Source organism: Sulfuricurvum sp. (assembly GCF_028712165.1).
Taxonomy (GTDB): domain Bacteria; phylum Campylobacterota; class Campylobacteria; order Campylobacterales; family Sulfurimonadaceae; genus Sulfuricurvum.
This window is the reverse complement of record NZ_JAQTQR010000011.1, coordinates 13,319-33,714: the sequence shown is the minus strand read 5'-3', so window position 1 is coordinate 33,714 and position 20,396 is coordinate 13,319. Positions and strand designations below refer to the sequence as shown.

Below are 20,396 nucleotides of genomic sequence, written 5' to 3'. Positions count from 1 at the left end.
ATAAAATCTGTGGATGATTATAGCGCGCCACTCCTTGTCCAAGATTAAAAAGGATTATAGAACTCTCTTAGAGCAGAAAGAGTGATTTGTTGTCCAAAATAGTAACAATAATAGGATTGCTTTCACCCATAATGGGTGAAAAAGTTACATTTTAGGGTACGAAGAATCGTAATGTTTTGCAGAGTTATCGTAGCTGAGCGACGCGATTGCCTCCCCCTTCTTTGGCTTTTTCGATTAATTTACTCGCATCTTCTATTGTTTCTTCGATTGATTTTGCAGGAGTTTTAAGGATGAAACCTGCACTTAGCGTAATTTTTATCGGTCCAAGCTGAGCATTAAAACTGGATTCTTCGACAGATTGCACAATAGTTTCACACTCTTGTAAGGCAGTTTGTTTGCTGCTGCGAGACATAATGAAAACCAGACGGTCATCTTCTAAATGGCCGATGAGATCCAACGGTTGTTCATATAAAGAAATGATTTCACCTAATTTTATAAAAAGATTTCCGATATCTTCTTTGGAGAGGGTACTGTTAATTAATTCATATTGATCAATTTCAAAGAGCGCGAGAAAAACGGTATTCCCGGATTTACCCGTTTTTTTCGTATTGAAAAGGCTGGCAAGCCCCATTAGATTATTAAGTCCGCTTAAAGGGTGTGTGAAGGTCGGATTAATTGTATTTCGAGATCGTCGGAAGAGTCGTTTAAGTATGAAGTCAACTTCTTGTGTACTCGCCTCTTTCTTGCTACCGTCAATATCTATAGAGCATACTTTATCAAGATCAGAATAGATTTGATTCAGGCGATAGCGATAAAAAAAGATCATAAGCAAACAAGTAAAAAATAATAATATTGCAGTCGTTTTAGCAGTTGCAATGGATTGATTAATGATATGAACCTGATAGTCCATCATCCGGTCAATATCGGCTAAAAAAGCTGAACGTGCAGTCATCATTCTGCTGTTTTCGGAAGTACGTGATATAGCGAGAGATTCACCCCAGATTAATGCACTGTCACGAAAAGCCTCAGAAGAGAGTTCCAAAGAACGGAGTAAAGAAGCCTGTTCTTCATTGGATGTGACAAATGCATCTAAAAGTGCTTCCTGACCGGAGAGTTTGACGGAAAGGGCGATCTCAGAGACGGCACCGTTAATCAATATCGATGCCATTTTTGGATCACTCAAATCGGTATTTATGATTTTTTCGATCAGCAAATGCTGATTTTTTAAGGCACTTAAACGCTCACCGTATTGTGAAATATGAAAGAGCTGCACGCTTAACACTGTTATGCCTATGCCTAGAACAAGTAAGGCTACTTTTAGGTTGAAAAAGACTTTTCGAATTGAAATCATACTGATTAAGTCTCCCGTTAAATTGGGTTTATATAAATTATTTGACTATATTCTATCATAGAAACATCTATAATATGGATTTTAACGGTTTCATAATCTAATTTTGTTTATAATAAGATCATTTTATTTAACAGACGGATACATGGCGTGAATGTTGAAAACTATTTTATCTCCACTTTCCGTTCTTCTCAGAAGTACATCGGTGATGATGGTGCATGTATCGGACAATGGATTTACAGCAAAGATCTTTTTTTTGAAAATGTCCATTTTAAACGGAAGTGGTTGAGCGCGTATCAGATCGGGTACAAGGCGATGATCATCAATATCTCTGATGCGGTTGCGATGAATGCTACTCCAAAATATGCATTGCTCGGAGTTGCAATGCCAAAGTCTATGTCACTTCATCAGATGGATGAACTCTCACGAGGGATGCAAGCAGCTGCTGCGGGATACGGTATTGAGATTATCGGAGGAGATACGATCGGCAATGCTAAGCTTGATTTATCGATTACCATCGTTTCCCATGCAACAGAACCTCTTTTGCGTCGTGGGTTAAAAAAGGGAGATATGATTGCTTATACCGGAAAGATAGGAAATTCGGCTAAAGAGCTGAACTATCTTCTTTCCGGGGGAAAAGTGCATTCAAAAAGTCGTTTTGTTGCACCTCGTTTACGTCAATCGTTTATTCGGCAAACACGCCGTTATTTACGAGCCGGTATGGATATTTCAGACGGGCTTTTCAGTGATATCGAGAAGTTGTGCAATACGAATCGGATGGGGATTCGATTTACGAATAAAATTGCCAAAAAAATCGGATGCAGCGGAGAAGAGTATGAAATGCTGATTGCGTTTTCTCCTCGCAAGCTGGCGACAATTCGGCGTATTGCCGCAGTGTCCCGAACACCTGTTACCGTTGTCGGCAAAGTACAACGGGGAAGATTCACCAATCGCTGTAAGCGTCATCATTTTTAGGAGTTTCATGGAACGTCAATATTATTTACCTCATAGCCCTATAGAATTTCATTTCCGCCAATCAGCACGGGATTTTGTGGTTGATGAGATCCCTTTGTATCCTTTTAGCGGAGATGGAGAACATTTAGTACTGCATGTACGCAAAAAAAATCTTTCTACGTGGCAAATGGTCGATATTTTCAGCAATCATTTGGGAATTAAAGGACGGGATATCGGTTACGCAGGGCTAAAGGATAAAAATGCCCAGACGAAACAGTATATTTCGCTTCCTCGTAAATTTGAATCGGTATTGGAAAATTTCGAACATGAAGGGATCAAAATCCTTGCGAAAACGTATCATAATAACAAAATACGTGTCGGACATCTCAAAGGGAATCGCTTTTTTATCCGTCTTAAAAAAGTCAATCCGACAGCTGCAATGAAGATCCAAGAGGCTCTTAAAATGATCAAAAAACAGGGGATGCCAAACTATTTCGGATTTCAGCGTTTTGGATTGGATGGAGAAAATTATAAAAAAGGGGAAGCGATTTTAGCCGGCACTCTAAAAGAGCGTAATAAAAAATTGTCTCAATTTTATATTAATGCGTATCAGAGCTATCTTTTTAATGATTGGTTGAGCCGTCGTATCGAGATGTCCAAACTTGTTGAAGGCTTTGGAATTGAAGAATTGACTAGAATTTTGCCTTTTCCAAAAGAAGAACTCGAAACGATGAAATCCCAAAAGCACCCGTTTAAATTGATCCATGGCGATGTGATGATGCATTACCCGTATGGAAAACTGTTTCATTATGAGAGCAGTGAGGAGATTGAGCGCTTTAATAAACGGGATATTTCCGTTAGCGGGCTTCTCAGCGGTAAGCGTGCGACACGTGCCGTCGGATTGGCGGAGACGATTGAAAAAGAATACGATACCATCACCACTGGAATCGACGGGGCACGTCGATACGGATGGATTTTTCCCGAAGAGATCGAAGGGGAGTATAAAGAGAATGAGGCATGGTTTGAACTCCATTTTACCCTTCCAAAAGGGTGTTATGCCACCGTTTTGATCGAAGAGATCGCTAAACGCCCAATTCAAACCGACGAAACTCAGGAGTAATCATGAAGCAACATTTTACCTCGGCCTTGTCCCAAACTTTTGGACGTTTTGCGTCCAAAGAGCATGGGAGAATTTTTCAAAATATGATCAATCGCACCTATGTACGGGCGATGGGATTGGATATGTCTGATTTCGAGCCGCCTGAGTCGTATCCGAGTCTGAATGCTCTCTTTACCCGAAAGTTTCGTCATAAACGATCGTTTTCTCACGATCCTCTCGATATGATCAGCCCTTGCGATTCATTGATCACAGAGTGTGGAGCAATCAATGAAGATCTGGCATTGCAGATTAAAGGGATGAGTTACAGTGTTGATGGTGTATTGGGCGAGGGGATTTCAAGCGATTCGAAAAAAAGCATCCGTAACGGAACATTTGTCAACTTTTATCTCTCTCCGCGCGATTATCACCGTTACCATGCTCCGATCGATATGCAGGTGCTTCATGCGGTTCATATTCCCGGCAAACTCTATCCGGTCAATATCCCTTCACTCAAAAAACAGGTGAATCTCTTTATCGAGAACGAGCGGGTTATTTTGGAGTGTTTAAGTGCTCAGGGAAAACGCTTTTTCCTGATTCTCGTAGGTGCTCTCAATGTCGGTGAAATGGAAGTGAGTTTTGAACCGCGTATCCGAACGAATAGCGTATTAACACCGAGTCAATACAGCTACAGAGATCTATATCTCAGCAAAGGTGATGATTTCGGATGTTTTCGAATGGGTTCGACTATTGTCATGCTGTGCGAGAAAGAGATGCTGGAACTCGGAATCTCTACAGGGCACAATGTCCGCTTTGGACAGATAATTGCAAGACTTACTTCCTCGAGATAATATCCAAACGTAATTGCAGATGACCGTCTTCTTCGTGGATATCGATGGTACTGTCGATCGCTGGATGCAGTTTGCTTAAAGCTCCTTGGACGGAGTGAAAAACGTGCATGAACTTTTGGAACATCGGAGCCTTGATGTAATCAATGTGCCCTTGTTTGATCTCATTGGCTATGACATTGATTCCGGCATAATAGACTGCTTTATTGACTGAACGGTTAATCTGATAATTACGCATTAACTCGATATTACGGATCAGAACATCACGTTCTTCTTCTCCAAGAACTTTGTTCTCATGTGCCCGATTTAACTCATCTGCAATTTCATTTTCCGCAATTTTACGACGTTCTTCGATCTGATCGACGAGAGTTGTATCTTTACTTTTGATAAGATTGAAAATGATGTCAGCATTCAGCGGCTCTGCTTTTGCAAGATAGGTATACCGTTCATTCGCCTGATAGTTATGGTCGAGTGCTTGAATTAGTTCTGCAACAATACTAATATAGGCAAATTTATCTTCTTTGTTTAGGTCGAATGTAATACCGTGTGCTGAGATTAGAGGCTTTGGTCCGGCGTACTGAAGAGGCATATAAATCACTCCTTGGCAAAGTATGCCTCCCTATAAGAGGCAATAATTTTAATTATTATACATTAAATCTGAAGTGCATGATATCACCATCAGCCACAATATACTCTTTTCCTTCCAAACGCATTTTTCCGGCTTCTTTTGATTTGGCTTCGCCACCGCATGCAACAAAGTCTTCGTACCCGATGACTTCGGCGCGGATAAATCCTTTTTCAAAGTCGTTGTGGATAACGGCAGCCGCTTTAGGAGCCGTTGTATTTTTATGAATCGTCCACGCACGAACTTCTTTGACTCCGGCGGTAAAATAGCTCATGAGTCCGAGTTTATCAAATCCTTTACGGATGATCTGCTCGAGTCCTGATTCTTCGACTCCCATATCGCGCAAGAACTCGTCACGCTCATCATCTTCCATACCGACAAGCTCTTCTTCGATTTTTGCGCAGAGTTTGATGACTTCACAGCCGTGTTTAGCGGCATGCTCGCGAAGACGGACGACGTATTCGTTGTCTTCTGTGAGGCCGTCTTCATCGACGTTAGCCCCGTACATGATCTCTTTGGCACTGAGAAGTCGAGTTTCATTCATCAGCTTTTCGTACATTTCCGAATCGGCTTTTGGGAAGTTACGCGCAAGGTTCCCTTCTGCCAAAAACTCCGCCAACTCTTCAGCAAATGCCATCATCGCTGCCGCATCTTTTTCATTTTTCGCCTGTTTTTTAAGTCTCTCGATACGGTTGGTCAATACTTCGATATCGGCAAAAATAAGTTCGTTTTCGATGATTTCAACGTCTTGAAGAGGATCGATACGCCCTTCGGTATGGACGATATTATCATCTTCAAAACAACGGACGATTTGCAAGATTACTTCGGTTTCACGGATGTTAGAGAGGAATTTATTTCCAAGACCTTCACCTTTGCTTGCCCCTTTTACGAGACCGGCGATATCGACGAAATCGAGAGTCGAGTATTGAACACGCTCAGGTTTGACGATCTTTACGAGTTCATCGATACGTGTATCCGGTACCGGAACGGTTGCTTTGTTCGGCTCGATGGTACAGAACGGATAGTTCGCCGCTTCGGCATTTTGTGCTTTGGTAAGTGCGTTAAAAGTGGTCGATTTTCCGACGTTTGGTAATCCTACGAGTCCGATTGATAAGCCCATGAAGTGTTTCCTTAATAGTGTTTCGATGCATAAAGTATTGGCGCAATTATAATACAGTGTTGTTGATAAGGGACTGAGGGGGAAAATGAGAAAGGGATTTCCCGAACAAGTCGGGAATGAAAAGATTATTTGCAGTGTTCCATGAGCCAGTTGAGTGTCATACGTACACCCGCACCCGTCCCGCCGTAAGTATGGACATCCCAAGCGCTTTCGGTGTAGGCAGAGCCTGCGATGTCGAAATGGACCCATTTCTCTTTCATATCCTCATCGATGAAGTTATCGAGGAACAGCGCGGCTGTAATCGCTCCGCCGTAGGGTTTGCTAGAGACGTTACATACGTCTGCGAGGTCGCTTTTGATCAGTTTTTTGAGATGGCGGTTGAACGGGAGCATTCCGCAGTATTCGCCCGCAGAAGCGCCTGCTTTGATAAACGAGTGTTTGAGCTCTTCGTTGTGTCCCATGACTCCTGTGGTGTAGGGCCCCAGAGCAACCATACAAGCACCTGTGAGGGTCGCGTAATCAAAGAGATAGTCTGCTTTGACATTCTCTTGAGCGTAACCGAGAACGTCTGCGAGGACGAGACGCCCTTCAGCATCGGTGTTGCGCACTTCGATCGTTTTTCCGTTTTTGGCACGGAGAACGTCATCGGGTTTGTAAGCGTTGCCGCTGATCATGTTTTCAACCGCTCCGACGAATGCGTGTACTTCGATATCGAGTTCCAGTTCGCTGATCGCTTTGATCATTCCCATGACGGCACAGCCGCCGGCTTTATCCATTTTCATCGTTACCATCGATGTAGCTGCTTTGAGACTGAGCCCGCCGCTGTCGTAGGTGAGACCTTTACCGACGAGGGTAATGACCTTTTTCGGATTTTCAGGTTTATAGGCGAGGTGAATCAGGCGGGGAGGGTGGGCAGAACCGCGACCGACGGAGAGCATCGCAAACATTTTTTCGTCTTCGAGTCCGTTGACATCCAAAATAGTACATTCGAGGTTGTTGCTTGTCGCGAGCGCATCTGCAGTAACCGACATCTGTTGAGGTGTCATATCATCGGGAGTTTGGTTGACCAGACTACGGACGTAATTGGTCGCTTTGGCAATGATGAGGGTTCGGTGTAAAACGGCTTCCAATGCGTTAAAATCGTTCGATGAACCGTCATTGTTTTCATGGGAAAAGATCACTTCTGTAAGCAGAGAAGGTTTCGGTTCGGATTTATAGCTTTCAAATTTGTAACTGCCCAGCACAGCCCCTTCGATCAATGCACAGAAGCGTTCAGGAGTGTATTGCGCGCATTTGAGTGACGTGTAGGCATAGTTCATAGCAGCTTTAATGGCTGCGGCCATTGCGGATCGATAGAGCTCATCGCTTTCCTCTTTGTCGATACCGCATACGAGAAGACGGTGTTCATGCAGGGCACAAATCTGTTCGTGCTCCGCTTTGAATCCAGCCTGTGTTAGCAGTGCATGATGAGGATGGGTTTCGAGTGTTTTGGAACTTACAAATTCGAGTGTAAGTTCGGCTCCGATTTTTTCTAGTAGTTGATTATACAGTTTGACGTTCACGGCGTTTCTCCAAAAGATTTTTTTCAAGTCGATTCATGCTGCTAATGATTCCCCATACCGCTAAAGCGATCAGAGGGATGGCAAAAAACCAGTGCTCTTTTATCCATTTGAGGATATTTAGAATAGCATCACCGTAATAATAGGCAGGGATGATCGTGATACTTGCCCAAAATATAGCACTAATAAAGTTAATAAAGGCAAACTGACGGCTGGAATATTGGGTCAGTCCTATCGCCATAGGGATGACGGTACGCATCCCGTACATATAGCGTTGGATAAAGATAACCGGCCATCCATATTTTTTGAGCAACAGATGGGCAATGGCAAATTTACGGCGCTGGGAACGGAGCTTGTTATGGATGTAGCGTTTGTTAAATCGCCCGATATAAAAATAGATCTGATCCCCGATAAATCCGCCGAATCCTCCGACCGCAATTGAGATAGGAAGAGACATATCCCCCATGTGGGAAAAGATACCGGCCATAATAAGCCCCATTTCCCCTTCTAAAATACTCCAAAAAAAGAGGACGATGTAGCCGTAGTCTCTAAGCCACCCAATTAACAGATCTTCCACGGACAGCCTTAATTATCGAAATTCAAAATTTGTTTTGCCTGCATCATATCTTTGTCTCCGCGTCCGGAGAGATTGACGATGATGAGTTTGTCTTTGATATCGGTCATTTTTTTCAAATATGCGACGGCATGAGCCGATTCGAATGCAGGAATGATCCCCTCGGCTCGGCTAAGCCATACAAAGGCATCGAGTGCTTCTTGGTCCGTAATATTGTCATAAGTGACATTGTCATTGTCTTTGTGAAATGCATGCTCCGGTCCGATACCCGGATAATCAAGCCCTGCAGAAATGGAATGGGCTTCAAGGATTTGACCGTCATCGTCTTGGAGAAGGTAGCTCATTTGTCCGTGTAACACTCCCGGGCGTCCTTTGAGAAGTGAACATCCGTGTTTATCGGTTTCAACTCCCAAGCCTCCTGCTTCAATCCCGATACAGCGAACCTCTTTGTCTTCAAGGAAATGCTGAAACGTGCCTATGGCGTTGGAGCCTCCGCCGATACATGCGATGACGTAATCGGGAAGACGTTTCTCTTTTTCAAGAATCTGAGCGCGTGCTTCGCATCCGATGATCGCCTGAAAATCGCGTACCATCATCGGATACGGATGAGGTCCCGCAACCGTTCCGATAATATAGAAAGTATCGCGTGCATGAGTGACCCAGTGTCGGATGGCATCGTTCATCGCATCTTTGAGGGTTTTGGAACCGCTTTCAACGGCGTGTACTTTTGCTCCGAGGAGTTTCATCCGAAAGACATTGAGCTCTTGTCGGGCTACGTCTTTCGCTCCCATAAAAATCTCACATTCCAATCCAAGAAGTGCGGCAATGGTTGCGGTAGCCACACCGTGCTGTCCTGCACCTGTTTCGGCAATGACTTTTTTCTTGCCCAAACGTTTTGCCATGAGTCCTTGCGCGATAACGTTGTTGACCTTGTGCGCACCGGTATGGTTCAAATCTTCACGCTTGAGGTAGATTTTAGCCCCTAATTCCTCGGAAAGATTTGAAGCGAAATAGAGGGGGCTTGGACGACCGACGTAATCGGTGAGGTATCCGTCGACTTCTTTCCAAAAGGCTTCATCAAAACGGATCTCTTTATAGGCTTCTTCGAGCTCTAGCAGAGCCGGCATTAGAGTTTCAGGGACATAACGTCCACCGAATATGCCGAAATGGCCATCAACAGGATCGAATTTTGAGGGGGATGGGATGTACATTAATCAACTCCAATTACAGTATAAACTTCAACAAGATCACGCAGTTTGGATTGTCCGCTCAAAAAATCAAGTCCCATGACAAAACATGCTTCGATACACTCCGCACCCACTTTGTTGATAAGGTTGGCAGCAGCATAGGCCGTTCCGCCGGTAGCGATCAGATCATCGATAAGGAGGACACGCGGTTTTTCAACCCCTGAGAAAGCGTCAATATGGATTTCCACTTCATCCACGCCGTATTCGAGAGAGTATTTTTCCGAAACGGTCGTGTAGGGGAGTTTTCCTTTTTTCCGGATGGGGACAAATCCGACACCCAGCATCTGTGCCAAAGCCGCACCGAAGATAAAGCCGCGTGCATCGATTCCTGCAACGTGGGTGAGATCATAGGTTGCATAACGATCGCGCAAATGCTGCATTAAAACACCGAACGCTTCTCCATCTGAGAGGAGGGTAGTGATATCTTTAAAAATGATTCCGGGTTTCGGAAAATCGGGTATATCGCGAATAGCGTTGATCAAAATAGCTTTGTCACTGATGCTGAGACTCATGGGCCATCCCTTTTCTAAAATTTTCTGCCTAATTTGAGGCAAATGGTTGCATTAAATTAATGCGTCAATACGCCCTTCGAGCTCTTTGATTTTATTTTGGAGTCGGTCGGTTTCGGAACGGTGTTTAGAGTTGCGCTGCTTAAGCGATTTAAGTTCATTCCGCAGGTTATTAAGTTCTTCGCTGAGAATATCAACATTCCCTAATGCTCTTTGGAGCTGAATTTGATATTTCCGGATCAATACTTCGGCCTCTTTGAGAGTCAATTTCATCATTTCACTGGTACGTTGTTCTTTAACGGTAATGCTCCGAAAATAGAACATTTTGACTAAAAAGAAAAGTGCCCCTAAAGTGACAACCGTGAGCAAAGACCACTCTAAAAACATACGTTATCCTTGTATCGCTTCGATTTTATCCACTCGGCCGCAGTGACGGCCTCCTTCGAATTTTCCTGCAATCCATGCATCAAGGATCGATTCTGCAACCCCTTGACCTACGATACGTTCTCCGTAACACAATACATTGGCGTCGTTGTGTCCACGAGCAACGGTTGCAGTATAGGCATCATGACACAGTGCCGCGCGGATACCGTGGAAGCGATTAGCCGCCATGCTCATTCCGATTCCGGAACCGCAAATCAATATCCCTTGTGCAGTTGGATCGGCAAGAACACTTTCGCATACTTTTACCGCGTAATCAGGATAATCGACTCTCTCTTTTGAAAAAGGTCCTAAATCAATGACTTCGTGCCCTTTTTGGCGCAACAGTTCAACACTAAAATCTTTTAGATCAATCCCGGCATGGTCGGTAGCGATGTAAAATTTCATACAATTCCTTAGTTTAATAATAAATGTAACAGTGCTTCAATAGGCCACATAACAAGTGGTATTTTAAGCGGAGTAACCAATATGATGATGATAACAATCATTCCATAAGGTTCGGCTTTGGCGAAAAATTCGGCAACGACACGTATATTATATTTCAGCGCAAGATAGCTGATGAAATGGGCGCCGTCAAAACTTGGTATCGGGAGGAGATTGAACACTGCCAATATGACGTTGATCAGCATCAGTTTCATAACCAACAGATAGAGGAAAAGATATCCGATTCCATCGGCTTCCGTCGGTTGTGGGAGAGCGACAAGGACGATTGACATGAGGGTGGCTAAAAAAAGATTGTATACGATTCCCGCCAGACTCACCTGCATCGCCGCGTTATATCCGCCATTGCGGATAACGGTCAGGAGATTTACCGGAACCGGTTTTGCCCATCCGAATAAAAAGCCGCTGGAAGCACCTAAAAGCAATGGGATGAAATAGGTCATTAAAGGGACGAGGATAGATCCGAAAGGGTCAAGATGAATAAGAGGGTTGATACTGAGCCGTCCGCTATTTTTTGCAGTCGTGTCTCCGTATTTGTAGGCGACCCACCCATGCATGATCTCATGGCCGATGATGGCAATCAGCAATGCGATGATAGCGGCGGGTATTTCGAGCAGATTAATAGAGTTCATGGTCGTTGGCGTCTTCACGTACTCGTTCGGCTATTGCACGGCTTAACGGACCTTTTTGCTCCAAATCGGCAGGTGTTTTACCGATTCGATCCCAACGTACTTTGTAATCAGCATCAAGACTGAAATAGACAAACCACGGTGTCCCTTCGATCAGGCCGTAGGGAACGGCACCCCAGAATCGGCTGTCATTGGAGTGGTCACGGTTGTCCCCCATCATGAAGTACTGTTTGTCAGGAACGATTGTCGGAGGAAAATCAAAGATGTATTCCCCATTTTGGATAAAGGCAATGTTCGGATCATCTTTCGTGATACGTTCATCATGATGGATACCCGGATGTTCTTTGGTGTAGGGATCTTTGACCCACAGTTTTCCGTCTTGTTCGATTAGCTCATAATTGGGGAACGCTTTTTTGGCATATTCGTCCCCTTCACGAGGGTGGAGGTAGAGAACTTTGTCTTTAACAAAGAGTTCATCACCGGAAAGGGCGACACATCGTTTAACGTAATGGAGCTGTTGATTATTCGGATAACGGAAAATGACGATATCTCCGCGTTTAGGCTCAGCTCCGTTGAGAATATGTCCGTCTGTTCCGGGGATCAGGGGAATTTCTAAAAATGGGATATGGGGAGTCGAAATCCCATAGGCAAATTTTTTAGCGAAAAGATGATCGCCGACAAGGAGGGAGTCTTTCATTGATCCGCTGGGGATACGAAACGCCTGTGCAACGAAGAAAATAACGAACAAGACAATAATGACCGTCCCTGTCCAGGTATTAGAAAAGCGGTAGGCGCGATGAGCGGCATGGAATAGTTTTTTCTTCATATGGGGGGTTATTTACTCTCTTCTTTGGCATGAATTTGGGCGGCTTTGAGGGTGTTGCTGAGCAGCATGGCGATCGTCATCGGTCCGACGCCGCCCGGTACAGGGGTAATATACGATGTTTTAGGGGCAACGGCATCATAATCGACATCTCCGACAAGTCGTCCATCGGGTGCTCGGTTGATTCCGATATCGATAATGATGGCATTGTCACGTACCATATCTTCTTTGATCAAATTGATCACTCCGGCACCGACTAGGATAATGTCAGCGGCAAGAGTGTGCTTTTTAAGGTCATCCGTAAAAATATGGCAGATTTCGACGGTAGCATTGGCATTGAGCAAAAGCGCCGCCATCGGTTTTCCGACGATGTTGGAAGCGCCAATAACGCAGCAGTTTTTCCCTTTGGGATCGATGTTATATTCGGACAAAAGCTCCATAACGCCCAGAGGAGTACATGGAACAAATCCGTCCAATCCTGTGGCGAGACGACCGACGTTATACGGATGGAATCCATCAACATCTTTAGTCGGGGCTACGACTTCGAGGATTTTAGTGGTGTCAATATGCGCAGGGAGAGGCAGTTGGATCAAAATACCGTCGATATTAGGGTTCAGGTTCATCATTTCGATGGTTTTTATGATGGCTTCTTGGGAAATATCCTCGGGCATTTCGTGAGTGACAGAGTAAAATCCTGCACGGTCACACGCCTTTTTTTTCATTCCGACATACGCTTGACTTGCGGGATCGTGTCCGACCAAAACCACCGCCAAACCGGGAACTCTCCCTGTAAGGGATTTGAGTTCTTTGGCTCCTAAAGAGACTTTTTCTTCGATTTTTTGTCCGAGCGCTTTTCCATCAAGTATTTGCATTTAATCACCGTCAAATTGTTTTTGGGTATGATACCGAGTAAAGACTAATAATTGGTTAAAGGGATCAAGTGCGCGGGGTTTTTGTTCTGTTTTTAGCCTTCATGATATCGCATGCCGATTCGTTTATAACGAAAGAGGAATATGCGAGCGGTTTGTACCATAATCCTCGTGGAGTGGGATGTCATTTATGCCACGGCGAAGCGGGAGAAGGGAAACTGATCGCCCGCTACAAGGATGAGGGAGAGATGAAAGTATTTGCGGGAAAACCGATCAATAAACTTTCCTTCAAAGAATTTGATGAAAAAGTTAACAGCCGGATTGTAGGGATGCCTCGCTACTATCTGACGGACAACGAAATTCAAATTCTCTATTATTATCTTCATCGTGAGGAGTTTCAACGTGCTGCTCAAAAACATCCAAAAACTCACTGATCTCTTAGAATCGGGTAATCTGCAAGGGCTTAAGGAATTAGCCATTCCCCAAATCCGGCAGCTAAACCATTCGCAGTCGTTTCGCTCGGCGATGATGCTCTCTACCCATAATCTCAAACATCTAGTCAAAATCCCAACCCTCAGCAGCGAATGTTTAATGCTTAATCTCGAAGACGGGGTCAGTCGTGAGCAAAAACCCTATGCGCTGGTTTTGTGTGCGATTGTTTTAGCCGCTAATCCGGTATGTGAAAAAAAACTGGTAGTACGCGTTAATCCGCTCGATGAGGGGGGAGTAGAAGAGATTCTATATCTTAATCCCTTCATGCCCGATGCTATCCGTGTGCCGAAAATCCGTTCGGTACAGGATGTACGCCGAATCCTCACGTTGGTGGATGAAGGGATCGAAGTTCATCTCTCCATCGAAACAAAAGAGGCGTGGCTGGCACTCAGCGAACTTGCTATCGACCCGCGTATCACGACCTATTATTTGGGAATCCTTGATCTTTTTGCTGATTTGGGACTTTCGCAAACGTTATTGCTTCCTGAAAATCCGACCGTTCAACATCTCCTTTCCCATTTTTTGATCACTTCACGCGCGTGCGGTGTAAAAGCAGTTTCGTTTGTCTATCAGGACTATAAAAACAGTGAAGGACTGCGCAACTGGCTGGAATTGGAAAAAATGATGGGATTTGATGCCAAAGGGTGTATTGCTCCGGCTCAAGTGGAGCTTATCCATGAGATTTTGGGAGATAGTGACCACGAGATAGCCCGATGTCACGAGATCGTAAAGTTATTCGAAGAACATGCCGCACGCGGTATAACCGGATTTAGCGATTTGCGCTACGGATTTATCGATGAGCCGATTTATAAAGGTGCGTTGGCTGTTTTAAATGTACGATAGTTTACTTAACAAGTATCCATACTCGAATACGAATCAATGTTGTCTGTTTAGGTCGCGGATACTGCGTATGGGCCAGTTCGATCGTCTCTAATGTCAACTCATCGAGTAACGAACCTTCTCTCTCCTTGGACAATGTCAAATCCGAGATAGAACCGTCGGGATGGAGATAAAATTCAACGATATTGTTCTCTTTTGTATCGATTTCTTCATCAGATTTGGTTTGTAACAATCGATTGCCGACTATATCATTGATTCTACGGATTTTTTGGAGATTATCAAGCAAGTAGTGCTGCTCTGGAGCTGATAGTTCAAAAAAATCATCTCCGTAATGGTGAAGAATCGACTTAGGTAAAATGTTTATATCGTTACGAGTCAATTTTCTAGTGTTATTATCGGATGGCACCGTTACAGACGTATTGGTCTCAGTTATTTTTTCTTTGGATAGAAAAGGCTTTTTTTGTTTGTCGGGTATGGGCAGTTTTTGAGGTTTTTGAGGATGGATCAACGCCGTAATGGGAGGTTGTGAGAGGTGTGGATGGGATATCGAGAGAGCCATCCGTTTTTCGTATACAGGGTGAATAGGTTTACTCGGCGGTGTTTGCCGAAAGAGAAAAAAAAGTACGACAAGCAGTATTATATGAATAACTAAGGCAAGAATAAAAGAGGGGAACATAAAGGGCTTAGTCGATTGCATACTCAATTATAACGATAAATGAGGCATTTAATATCCCGAAAGGTTATACCAAACACGATAACGGATCAGTGTTTTTTGTTGCGGACGCGGGTATTTGGCATAGGCTAACTCGATCACCTCTTTGGTCGTATCGTCCAAAATAGAGAGTTGGCTGTTTTTTAGAAAACGAAGATCAGAGATACTGCCGTCGGGATGGAGATAAAACTCGATCATATTGGTATCGTTTGTTCGGATATTGTCAGGGATTCGAGAATGGCCGTAACGATCCAGTACCTCTTGGGTAATCCGCCGCATTACTTCTTGATTGTCGATAATGTATTTTTGTTCCCCTGCAGAGAGATCGTTAAATTTATCACCGTAGAGGCGTTGAATCGTATCTGTGATTTTGGTGGTACTTTGGGTAGGTCTCTCCTGCGCTGAGGGATCGGGTTTGGAGAGGATATCGTAGAGTCCCTGGTTTTGCTTGATCGAAGTTCTTTGGATGGTAGCAACAGGTTTGGCAACGTGCTGCTCGTAAGCTTTTCTAGGTTCAGGCGGAACAGGGATCGGCTCGCTGACCGGTTGTTTCACCGGAGGTTGAGGCTGCGTAACAGGTTGAGCTTTCGGTAACAGAGGGACATTTTTAGGCGGTTTAACGAGCTGCTCACCGCGTGGAATCGGGAGTTTGGCAGGAGGTTTTGGAATATCATTTTTGATGATCGCCTCTTTCTTTATACTCGGCATATCTTTTAGAGAGAGTTTGAAACGTTCTTCTTTCAGTGGGGGAGGAGTAACCGGCGGACGGGGTTTTGGTTTGATCTGATCCAATAAAATAAGCAATAAAATGACTATGAGGTGAACCAATAAAGCGATTATTAATGCGTAAAGAGAAAAAGACTGGGTTCGCTTCATGGTCTCAAAAAGTATTTAGATAAGGCACTTCCGTGCGCAATGGAGGGAATTGTACCTTGAAATTACTAATGAAAGAAGTTGTTTTTAATAAGATGAATTTGGGACATCCAAATCCATTTGGAATTTTTTGGATAGGGATGGCTGTAAAATGTGATTCTTAGATGGTTAGATTTTGCTCGTAGTCACTAATTTGTTCTTCTTCAGGCAATGAATCGGTTGGAGTTTTATCCGGGAAAAACTCTTTCCAACTCCGGAAAACTTCCATATAATCGATGCTGCCGGAGCTTTTTGGATCAAGTGTGAAGTGTGGAGTGTTGAAGTTATTTAATGAAGTAATATTTTCAATTCCGAGGGCAAATTTTTCTTCTTTATCCGATGCGTTAATAAGGGATTCAACTAGAGCGATTCGACCTTTGGCATTGATACCGAAATCGAAATCAAATCGGACATTAACATTTTCCATAAGGTGTGTCAGTTGTTTTGGGTCACTTAAGAACATATAGGACCCGTATATCTCTTTTGAAAGTATTGATTCGGAATACATTTTTTGAATCATCGCATCGGTGATAGTTAATACTAATTTAATCGATTGATTGCGATCAAGTGAAATATGTATTTTTTGGATACTGCCTGAGAGCTTTTCATCGGATGTTAGAGGTGTGTATTTGAAATATGATCCGTTAATATCGCTGAATGCTTTGAGTGTTCCTTCTTTCATAGCACTATTGAGACTTCGTACTTTGTCCTCGTCAAACTGTTTCATCGATTCTTCACTGATCAGGGTAGTAATGAACGAGTCGTTAAGATCAAGTCGAATCAACTTCCCTTCGTCTTCTTCTTTCATAGGGAAGATAGTATTTAAAAATGTTTTTCCCATATAGAGTGTTTTTGTAGAATAATCAAATAAAAACGGGAGTTTTATAGAAGTTTCGACATTGTCACGATTGTAGTGAAAGTCATAGGTTGCTTCTGATTTGATACTATCAGCATAGTCAACAGCACCGTTTAGTCCAAATGAAAATCCACGAAGAACACTAATACCTTTTTGCACGTAAAGAGATGAAAGCTTTTCCGTAGCCGTTTGTTCCTCTTCTGATGTGGTATTGGTCTCATTTTTAGGAAAAACTATTTTGGTGATACGTGTTGATGAAGTATAGTTATACCCTGTAGTGTCAAATGTTTTATTCAAGGCATTTTTAAGAGATTCATGAGGAGTTATTGATGTACAGCCGCCAAGAATGAATGACAATACTACAAGTTTTAGCAAGTTAAAAGCAGGTTTTGATAACATAAAATAATTCCTTATAATATAATTAATTCTCAATTATATCATATATTAGAAGGAAATTATCAATATATTTTTAAAGATGATCGGAATAATCACACGATCCATCAAGCTCTATCGTCTCTTTCATAGCACGTTTCAGATCATCAACATATTCTTTTAATAATGCAGCATCACAGCCGCATAAAGCGGCAATGTCACTAATTTCATCGTTAGTGATCTGCGGATCGCGCAGACGTTTGAACTGATCTGCGGTAATATCGATATGTACGGTATCCGCCAAAGAACGGAGCGTGAGGATCATCCTTCCATACTCTCTAGGGCTTCGTCGATTTGTAGCAATGCCAATGACTTCGCATTTTCGATCTCTTTGTTGTCCCACCAGTATTCGATAATGGCATGTTCGATCTGTTCGATTTGATCCATTCGCAGGTTGGCAAATACTTCATATGAACTCACTTCGTCTTTTGATACACCTTTTGCAGCGGCAACGTTGTTTAGAGTTTCGACAATACTCTCTTCAAGCGGTTTAGGACTGATCTCTTGGCGGGCATGATCGATCCACGCACTGATTTCATCTTCGAGGTAATCATGTCCCCATACCTGATAGCATAAAATACGGTTTGGGCTGTAAACGATTTTTTCATCTTCGCTTAAAACGTCGCTTGTTTTGACCTCACCATCATAAACATACACTTCGATGCGTTCATTATCATGTAATGTACATGCCCGTTCAAAAGCGTTTCGTGCGTGTTTTAAAACTTCACTTCGTAGTTTTTCATTCATAATAATAGTCTCCTTAAGTTTATGTCATATACGGTATATCAAGATTCGAATCACGATCACTCGCTTCGTAATCATAGGTGATCACTTCTTGTATCGAAGCAATTTTTTTCTCCAGAACAATCCGTTGCAGCGGATGGAGGAGGGATTGATTAATTGCATGTTTAATCATAGCGCGATAATGCATCGTAATAATCGGATGCCATCGGTGTTGATTCTCATTAATCTGATCGATAAAGGTCTGTAACGCATCACGATCATCACTCTCGATCCGAGGGAGTTTTCGCATGACATTACGGACAAATTGTCGTGTGAAATAGGGTTCGCCCATCTCCAAAAGTTCGGATGCCGCGTCAATATTTGCACTGTTTTCGCTGTAACTGTAAGCATAACGAAAATGTTCACACACCGCCTCAATGTATTTGGGATAATGGCGAAGAACCATCACCAAATGGGTCAAATCCTGATCGATCAAAACCTGAAACAGGGTGATCGTATTTTTCCCCATACTTGCCCAATGGGGTTCACCGCTTTTGACGCTGTCTTTGTCTAAAATCCGCCGATATTGGTCGATTTCACCGATATCGGTAAGCAGACGTCCATCGGATGAAAAGGTGCTCATGACGCTCTTGAACGGCCGTTATGATAATCCCATAAACGTTTGTAATGGCTATCGAGTTCACTCAACGTCGAATCAACAGTGATGAGCTCATTGGTTCGCTCAAAGCGTTTGCTGTGTGCTTCGTACCATTGTGCCATTTCGGTTTTAAGGGCATTGCGTTTAGCGACGGTTTCGGCGATTAGGCGACGAATTTCTTCCATCTCGGATGTGATAACTTCAGTCATGGGTACACCCGCATTCGCACGCACCGGCGGCAGTGCCCGGATCAAGGTAGAGCGCGGCATTTTCTGTCGTGACGTGTACTAACGACTCAGAAAGTGCGGTTTCTATGGCTTTGTTCAGAGGCATCGTCTCTTTTCCAAGCCAATAAACGTCCATTCCTCCACGAACCATAACGTGGAATGGTCCGTCTCCTAAAAAACCGTATAAAGCTGACGAAGCACCTTGCTCTAACAAATAGTTAGCCGTTTGGATACCGTTACCGCAGCCTTCGTTTGGGATGATGGTGTACTCCTTGCCGGAGGGTTCAACCATAGCAAAAAATTTAGCGTTACCGAAGAGCTTGGTACTCATAGGGGTACCATTATCGGATTCCACAGGGATTGCGATCATTGCTGTTCCTTTGTGTGTATTTTAAAACGGTTATGCATTTTTTATTCATAGCATTTAGAACGGCAATTGCAAGGTAGAAATTTAAAGTAGAGATGAAAATTCTGCCTCGTTATGAGGCAAGCTTTAGTGCCATAGCGGCTAGCGTAGCAAATCGGGGCTTTGCTCCGATTGTGTTCAAAATAAATAAAAGAGTTAACGATGGATGAACTTCGTACCCATTATCACTATTTCAGTAATGAAGAGGGTGACGGTTATGAGATTTATAGTTGTGATTTTCCGGAAGTCAAAGGGTATGGTGATACCTATGACGAGGCTATGAGCGATTTACGTAGAAATTTAAAACGAAACGAGGAGAAAAATATGGAAGCACAATCATTGATGGAGGAAGCGATTGCTGCCTATGATCGCAAAGATTATATGGTTGCAAAATCGATCTGGGAAGGGTTGGTTCATACTAACCCGGATGCGATGGTTAACCTCGGAACCATGTATGTCAAAGGATTCGGAGTCGCTAAAAGTATTTCTACCGCATTTACTCTGTTTGAACGTGCTGCATCCATGGGGCATGAAACGGCATCGTTTTATCTGGGCGGAATGTACGAAAATGGGATCGGTGTAACGGCGGATAAAGATCTGTCAATCCGTCATTATACGGTTGCGGCTGAAGCGAATATGCCGACCGCACAACTGAAACTCGGAATCTTGTTGCGCAACGACGATATAGTGAACTCTATGAAATGGATGATCAAAGCGGCTCATGCCGGAGAAGCTCAGGCCCATGCTCTCCTCACCTATGTCAGTAATCAAAATGATGCGTCCGACATAAATGTCGCATTTCGGATGATGGATGAATCTTCTCAACGGGCCAAAGTCGAAATGGTCATTGCTGAAAATCTCGCTCCGATACTTGCAAGTGACGGCGGCGGGGTTGAACTTGTAAATTATGTCAGCGGAGATACTCCTGAAATCTGGCTTCGTTATTTGGGAGCGTGTTCGGGATGTCATCTTGGGCCGACTTCCACAGCAGGAATGATTTTAGAGCAATTCGAAAACGTTATTGATAAAAGAATCGTTATCTATCTTTGGTAGGA

General features: G+C 43.5%; 26 protein-coding genes. 6 read left to right on the top strand and 20 right to left on the bottom strand.

Annotated features, from left to right (window positions below; translation table 11 throughout):
- Positions 1 to 184 precede the first annotated feature (184 nt).
- Entirely contained in the window at positions 185 to 1,273 is a 1,089-nt protein-coding gene (locus PHP90_RS03255; RefSeq protein ID WP_299925168.1) for a diguanylate cyclase, read from the bottom strand.
- 225 nt (positions 1,274 to 1,498) lie between these two features.
- On the opposite strand from PHP90_RS03255, the gene PHP90_RS03250 reads away from it, so the two are divergent.
- The 3 genes from PHP90_RS03250 to PHP90_RS03240 are packed head-to-tail and all read left to right on the top strand — an operon-like array spanning position 1,499 to position 4,249.
- Entirely contained in the window at positions 1,499 to 2,323 is an 825-nt protein-coding gene (locus PHP90_RS03250) for a thiamine-phosphate kinase (RefSeq protein WP_299925165.1), read from the top strand.
- A gap of 7 nt (positions 2,324 to 2,330) precedes the next feature.
- Positions 2,331 to 3,422, top strand: a complete 1,092-nt coding sequence (gene truD, locus PHP90_RS03245) for a tRNA pseudouridine(13) synthase TruD (protein ID WP_299925162.1) — start codon at positions 2,331 to 2,333, stop codon at positions 3,420 to 3,422.
- Positions 3,423 to 3,424: 2 nt separating this feature from the next.
- A complete protein-coding gene (locus PHP90_RS03240) occupies positions 3,425 to 4,249 on the top strand; it encodes a phosphatidylserine decarboxylase (RefSeq protein WP_299925159.1) in 825 nt (274 codons plus the stop codon).
- Here PHP90_RS03240 and PHP90_RS03235 read toward each other — a convergent pair.
- From PHP90_RS03235 to folD, 11 genes are all read right to left on the bottom strand, one after another.
- Entirely contained in the window at positions 4,233 to 4,835 is a 603-nt protein-coding gene (locus PHP90_RS03235; RefSeq protein WP_299925156.1) for a hypothetical protein, read from the bottom strand. The two genes, PHP90_RS03240 and PHP90_RS03235, sit on opposite strands and share 17 nt — an antisense overlap.
- A 55-nt stretch (positions 4,836 to 4,890) precedes the next feature.
- Entirely contained in the window at positions 4,891 to 5,991 is a 1,101-nt protein-coding gene (gene ychF / locus PHP90_RS03230; RefSeq protein ID WP_299925153.1) for a redox-regulated ATPase YchF, read from the bottom strand.
- A 125-nt stretch (positions 5,992 to 6,116) separates the two neighbouring features.
- Positions 6,117 to 7,553, bottom strand: coding sequence for a leucyl aminopeptidase (locus PHP90_RS03225; protein ID WP_299925150.1), 1,437 nt, complete (start codon positions 7,551 to 7,553; stop codon positions 6,117 to 6,119).
- A complete protein-coding gene (locus tag PHP90_RS03220; RefSeq protein WP_299925147.1) occupies positions 7,534 to 8,127 on the bottom strand; it encodes a DedA family protein in 594 nt (197 codons plus the stop codon). The genes PHP90_RS03225 and PHP90_RS03220 overlap by 20 nt, the downstream gene beginning before the upstream one ends.
- 8 nt (positions 8,128 to 8,135) lie before the next feature.
- Positions 8,136 to 9,335 (bottom strand): tryptophan synthase subunit beta, encoded by a 1,200-nt coding sequence (gene trpB, locus PHP90_RS03215; RefSeq protein ID WP_299925145.1) that lies wholly within the window; start codon positions 9,333 to 9,335, stop codon positions 8,136 to 8,138.
- A complete protein-coding gene (locus tag PHP90_RS03210) occupies positions 9,335 to 9,883 on the bottom strand; it encodes an adenine phosphoribosyltransferase (protein ID WP_299925143.1) in 549 nt (182 codons plus the stop codon). Before PHP90_RS03210 ends, trpB begins: the two co-directional genes overlap by 1 nt.
- Before the next feature lie 51 nt (positions 9,884 to 9,934).
- The gene (locus PHP90_RS03205) at positions 9,935 to 10,267 is read right to left on the bottom strand and encodes a hypothetical protein (RefSeq protein ID WP_299925142.1); all 333 of its coding nucleotides are present in this window, start codon (positions 10,265 to 10,267) and stop codon (positions 9,935 to 9,937) included.
- Positions 10,268 to 10,270: 3 nt separating this feature from the next.
- The gene (rpiB, locus tag PHP90_RS03200) at positions 10,271 to 10,708 is read right to left on the bottom strand and encodes a ribose 5-phosphate isomerase B (protein ID WP_299925141.1); all 438 of its coding nucleotides are present in this window, start codon (positions 10,706 to 10,708) and stop codon (positions 10,271 to 10,273) included.
- 8 nt (positions 10,709 to 10,716) lie between these two features.
- On the bottom strand, positions 10,717 to 11,394 hold the full coding sequence (locus PHP90_RS03195) for a site-2 protease family protein (RefSeq protein WP_299925140.1): 678 nt from the start codon (positions 11,392 to 11,394) through the stop codon (positions 10,717 to 10,719).
- Positions 11,381 to 12,217: a signal peptidase I gene (gene lepB / locus PHP90_RS03190; protein ID WP_299925139.1), complete on the bottom strand. Its 837-nt coding sequence runs from the start codon at positions 12,215 to 12,217 to the stop codon at positions 11,381 to 11,383. The genes PHP90_RS03195 and lepB overlap by 14 nt, the downstream gene beginning before the upstream one ends.
- An 8-nt stretch (positions 12,218 to 12,225) precedes the next feature.
- Complete coding sequence (gene folD, locus PHP90_RS03185; protein WP_299925137.1) at positions 12,226 to 13,086, bottom strand: bifunctional methylenetetrahydrofolate dehydrogenase/methenyltetrahydrofolate cyclohydrolase FolD; 861 nt, start codon at positions 13,084 to 13,086, stop codon at positions 12,226 to 12,228.
- 68 nt (positions 13,087 to 13,154) lie between these two features.
- On the opposite strand from folD, the gene PHP90_RS03180 reads away from it, so the two are divergent.
- Positions 13,155 to 13,517, top strand: a complete 363-nt coding sequence (locus tag PHP90_RS03180) for a cytochrome c (protein ID WP_299925135.1) — start codon at positions 13,155 to 13,157, stop codon at positions 13,515 to 13,517.
- Positions 13,486 to 14,418 carry an aldolase/citrate lyase family protein gene (locus tag PHP90_RS03175; RefSeq protein WP_299925133.1) on the top strand — a complete coding sequence of 311 codons (933 nt, stop codon included), beginning with the start codon at positions 13,486 to 13,488 and terminating at the stop codon, positions 14,416 to 14,418. The genes PHP90_RS03180 and PHP90_RS03175 overlap by 32 nt, the downstream gene beginning before the upstream one ends.
- Position 14,419: 1 nt before the next feature.
- On the opposite strand, the gene PHP90_RS03170 is transcribed toward PHP90_RS03175, so the two are convergent.
- The 8 genes from PHP90_RS03170 to PHP90_RS03135 all read right to left on the bottom strand — a co-directional run bounded on the left by PHP90_RS03170 (position 14,420) and on the right by PHP90_RS03135 (position 19,305).
- Positions 14,420 to 14,974 (bottom strand): hypothetical protein, encoded by a 555-nt coding sequence (locus PHP90_RS03170; RefSeq protein ID WP_299925131.1) that lies wholly within the window; start codon positions 14,972 to 14,974, stop codon positions 14,420 to 14,422.
- Positions 14,975 to 15,139: 165 nt separating this feature from the next.
- Positions 15,140 to 16,003 carry a hypothetical protein gene (locus tag PHP90_RS03165; RefSeq protein ID WP_299925129.1) on the bottom strand — a complete coding sequence of 288 codons (864 nt, stop codon included), beginning with the start codon at positions 16,001 to 16,003 and terminating at the stop codon, positions 15,140 to 15,142.
- 157 nt (positions 16,004 to 16,160) lie between these two features.
- Positions 16,161 to 17,294 (bottom strand): hypothetical protein, encoded by a 1,134-nt coding sequence (locus PHP90_RS03160; protein WP_299925126.1) that lies wholly within the window; start codon positions 17,292 to 17,294, stop codon positions 16,161 to 16,163.
- 70 nt (positions 17,295 to 17,364) lie between these two features.
- Positions 17,365 to 17,592, bottom strand: coding sequence for a hypothetical protein (locus PHP90_RS03155; RefSeq protein ID WP_299925123.1), 228 nt, complete (start codon positions 17,590 to 17,592; stop codon positions 17,365 to 17,367).
- Positions 17,589 to 18,074 (bottom strand): hypothetical protein, encoded by a 486-nt coding sequence (locus PHP90_RS03150; RefSeq protein ID WP_299925120.1) that lies wholly within the window; start codon positions 18,072 to 18,074, stop codon positions 17,589 to 17,591. Before PHP90_RS03150 ends, PHP90_RS03155 begins: the two co-directional genes overlap by 4 nt.
- 19 nt (positions 18,075 to 18,093) lie before the next feature.
- Positions 18,094 to 18,693 (bottom strand): hypothetical protein, encoded by a 600-nt coding sequence (locus PHP90_RS03145; protein WP_299925118.1) that lies wholly within the window; start codon positions 18,691 to 18,693, stop codon positions 18,094 to 18,096.
- Positions 18,690 to 18,917, bottom strand: a complete 228-nt coding sequence (locus tag PHP90_RS03140; RefSeq protein WP_299925116.1) for a hypothetical protein — start codon at positions 18,915 to 18,917, stop codon at positions 18,690 to 18,692. The genes PHP90_RS03145 and PHP90_RS03140 overlap by 4 nt, the downstream gene beginning before the upstream one ends.
- On the bottom strand, positions 18,910 to 19,305 hold the full coding sequence (locus tag PHP90_RS03135; RefSeq protein ID WP_299925113.1) for a NifB/NifX family molybdenum-iron cluster-binding protein: 396 nt from the start codon (positions 19,303 to 19,305) through the stop codon (positions 18,910 to 18,912). The genes PHP90_RS03140 and PHP90_RS03135 overlap by 8 nt, the downstream gene beginning before the upstream one ends.
- A 198-nt stretch (positions 19,306 to 19,503) precedes the next feature.
- Between PHP90_RS03135 and PHP90_RS03130 the strand changes: the two genes are divergently transcribed.
- Entirely contained in the window at positions 19,504 to 20,394 is an 891-nt protein-coding gene (locus tag PHP90_RS03130; RefSeq protein WP_299925110.1) for a NifU family protein, read from the top strand.
- The last annotated feature ends 2 nt before the right edge of the window (positions 20,395 to 20,396 follow it).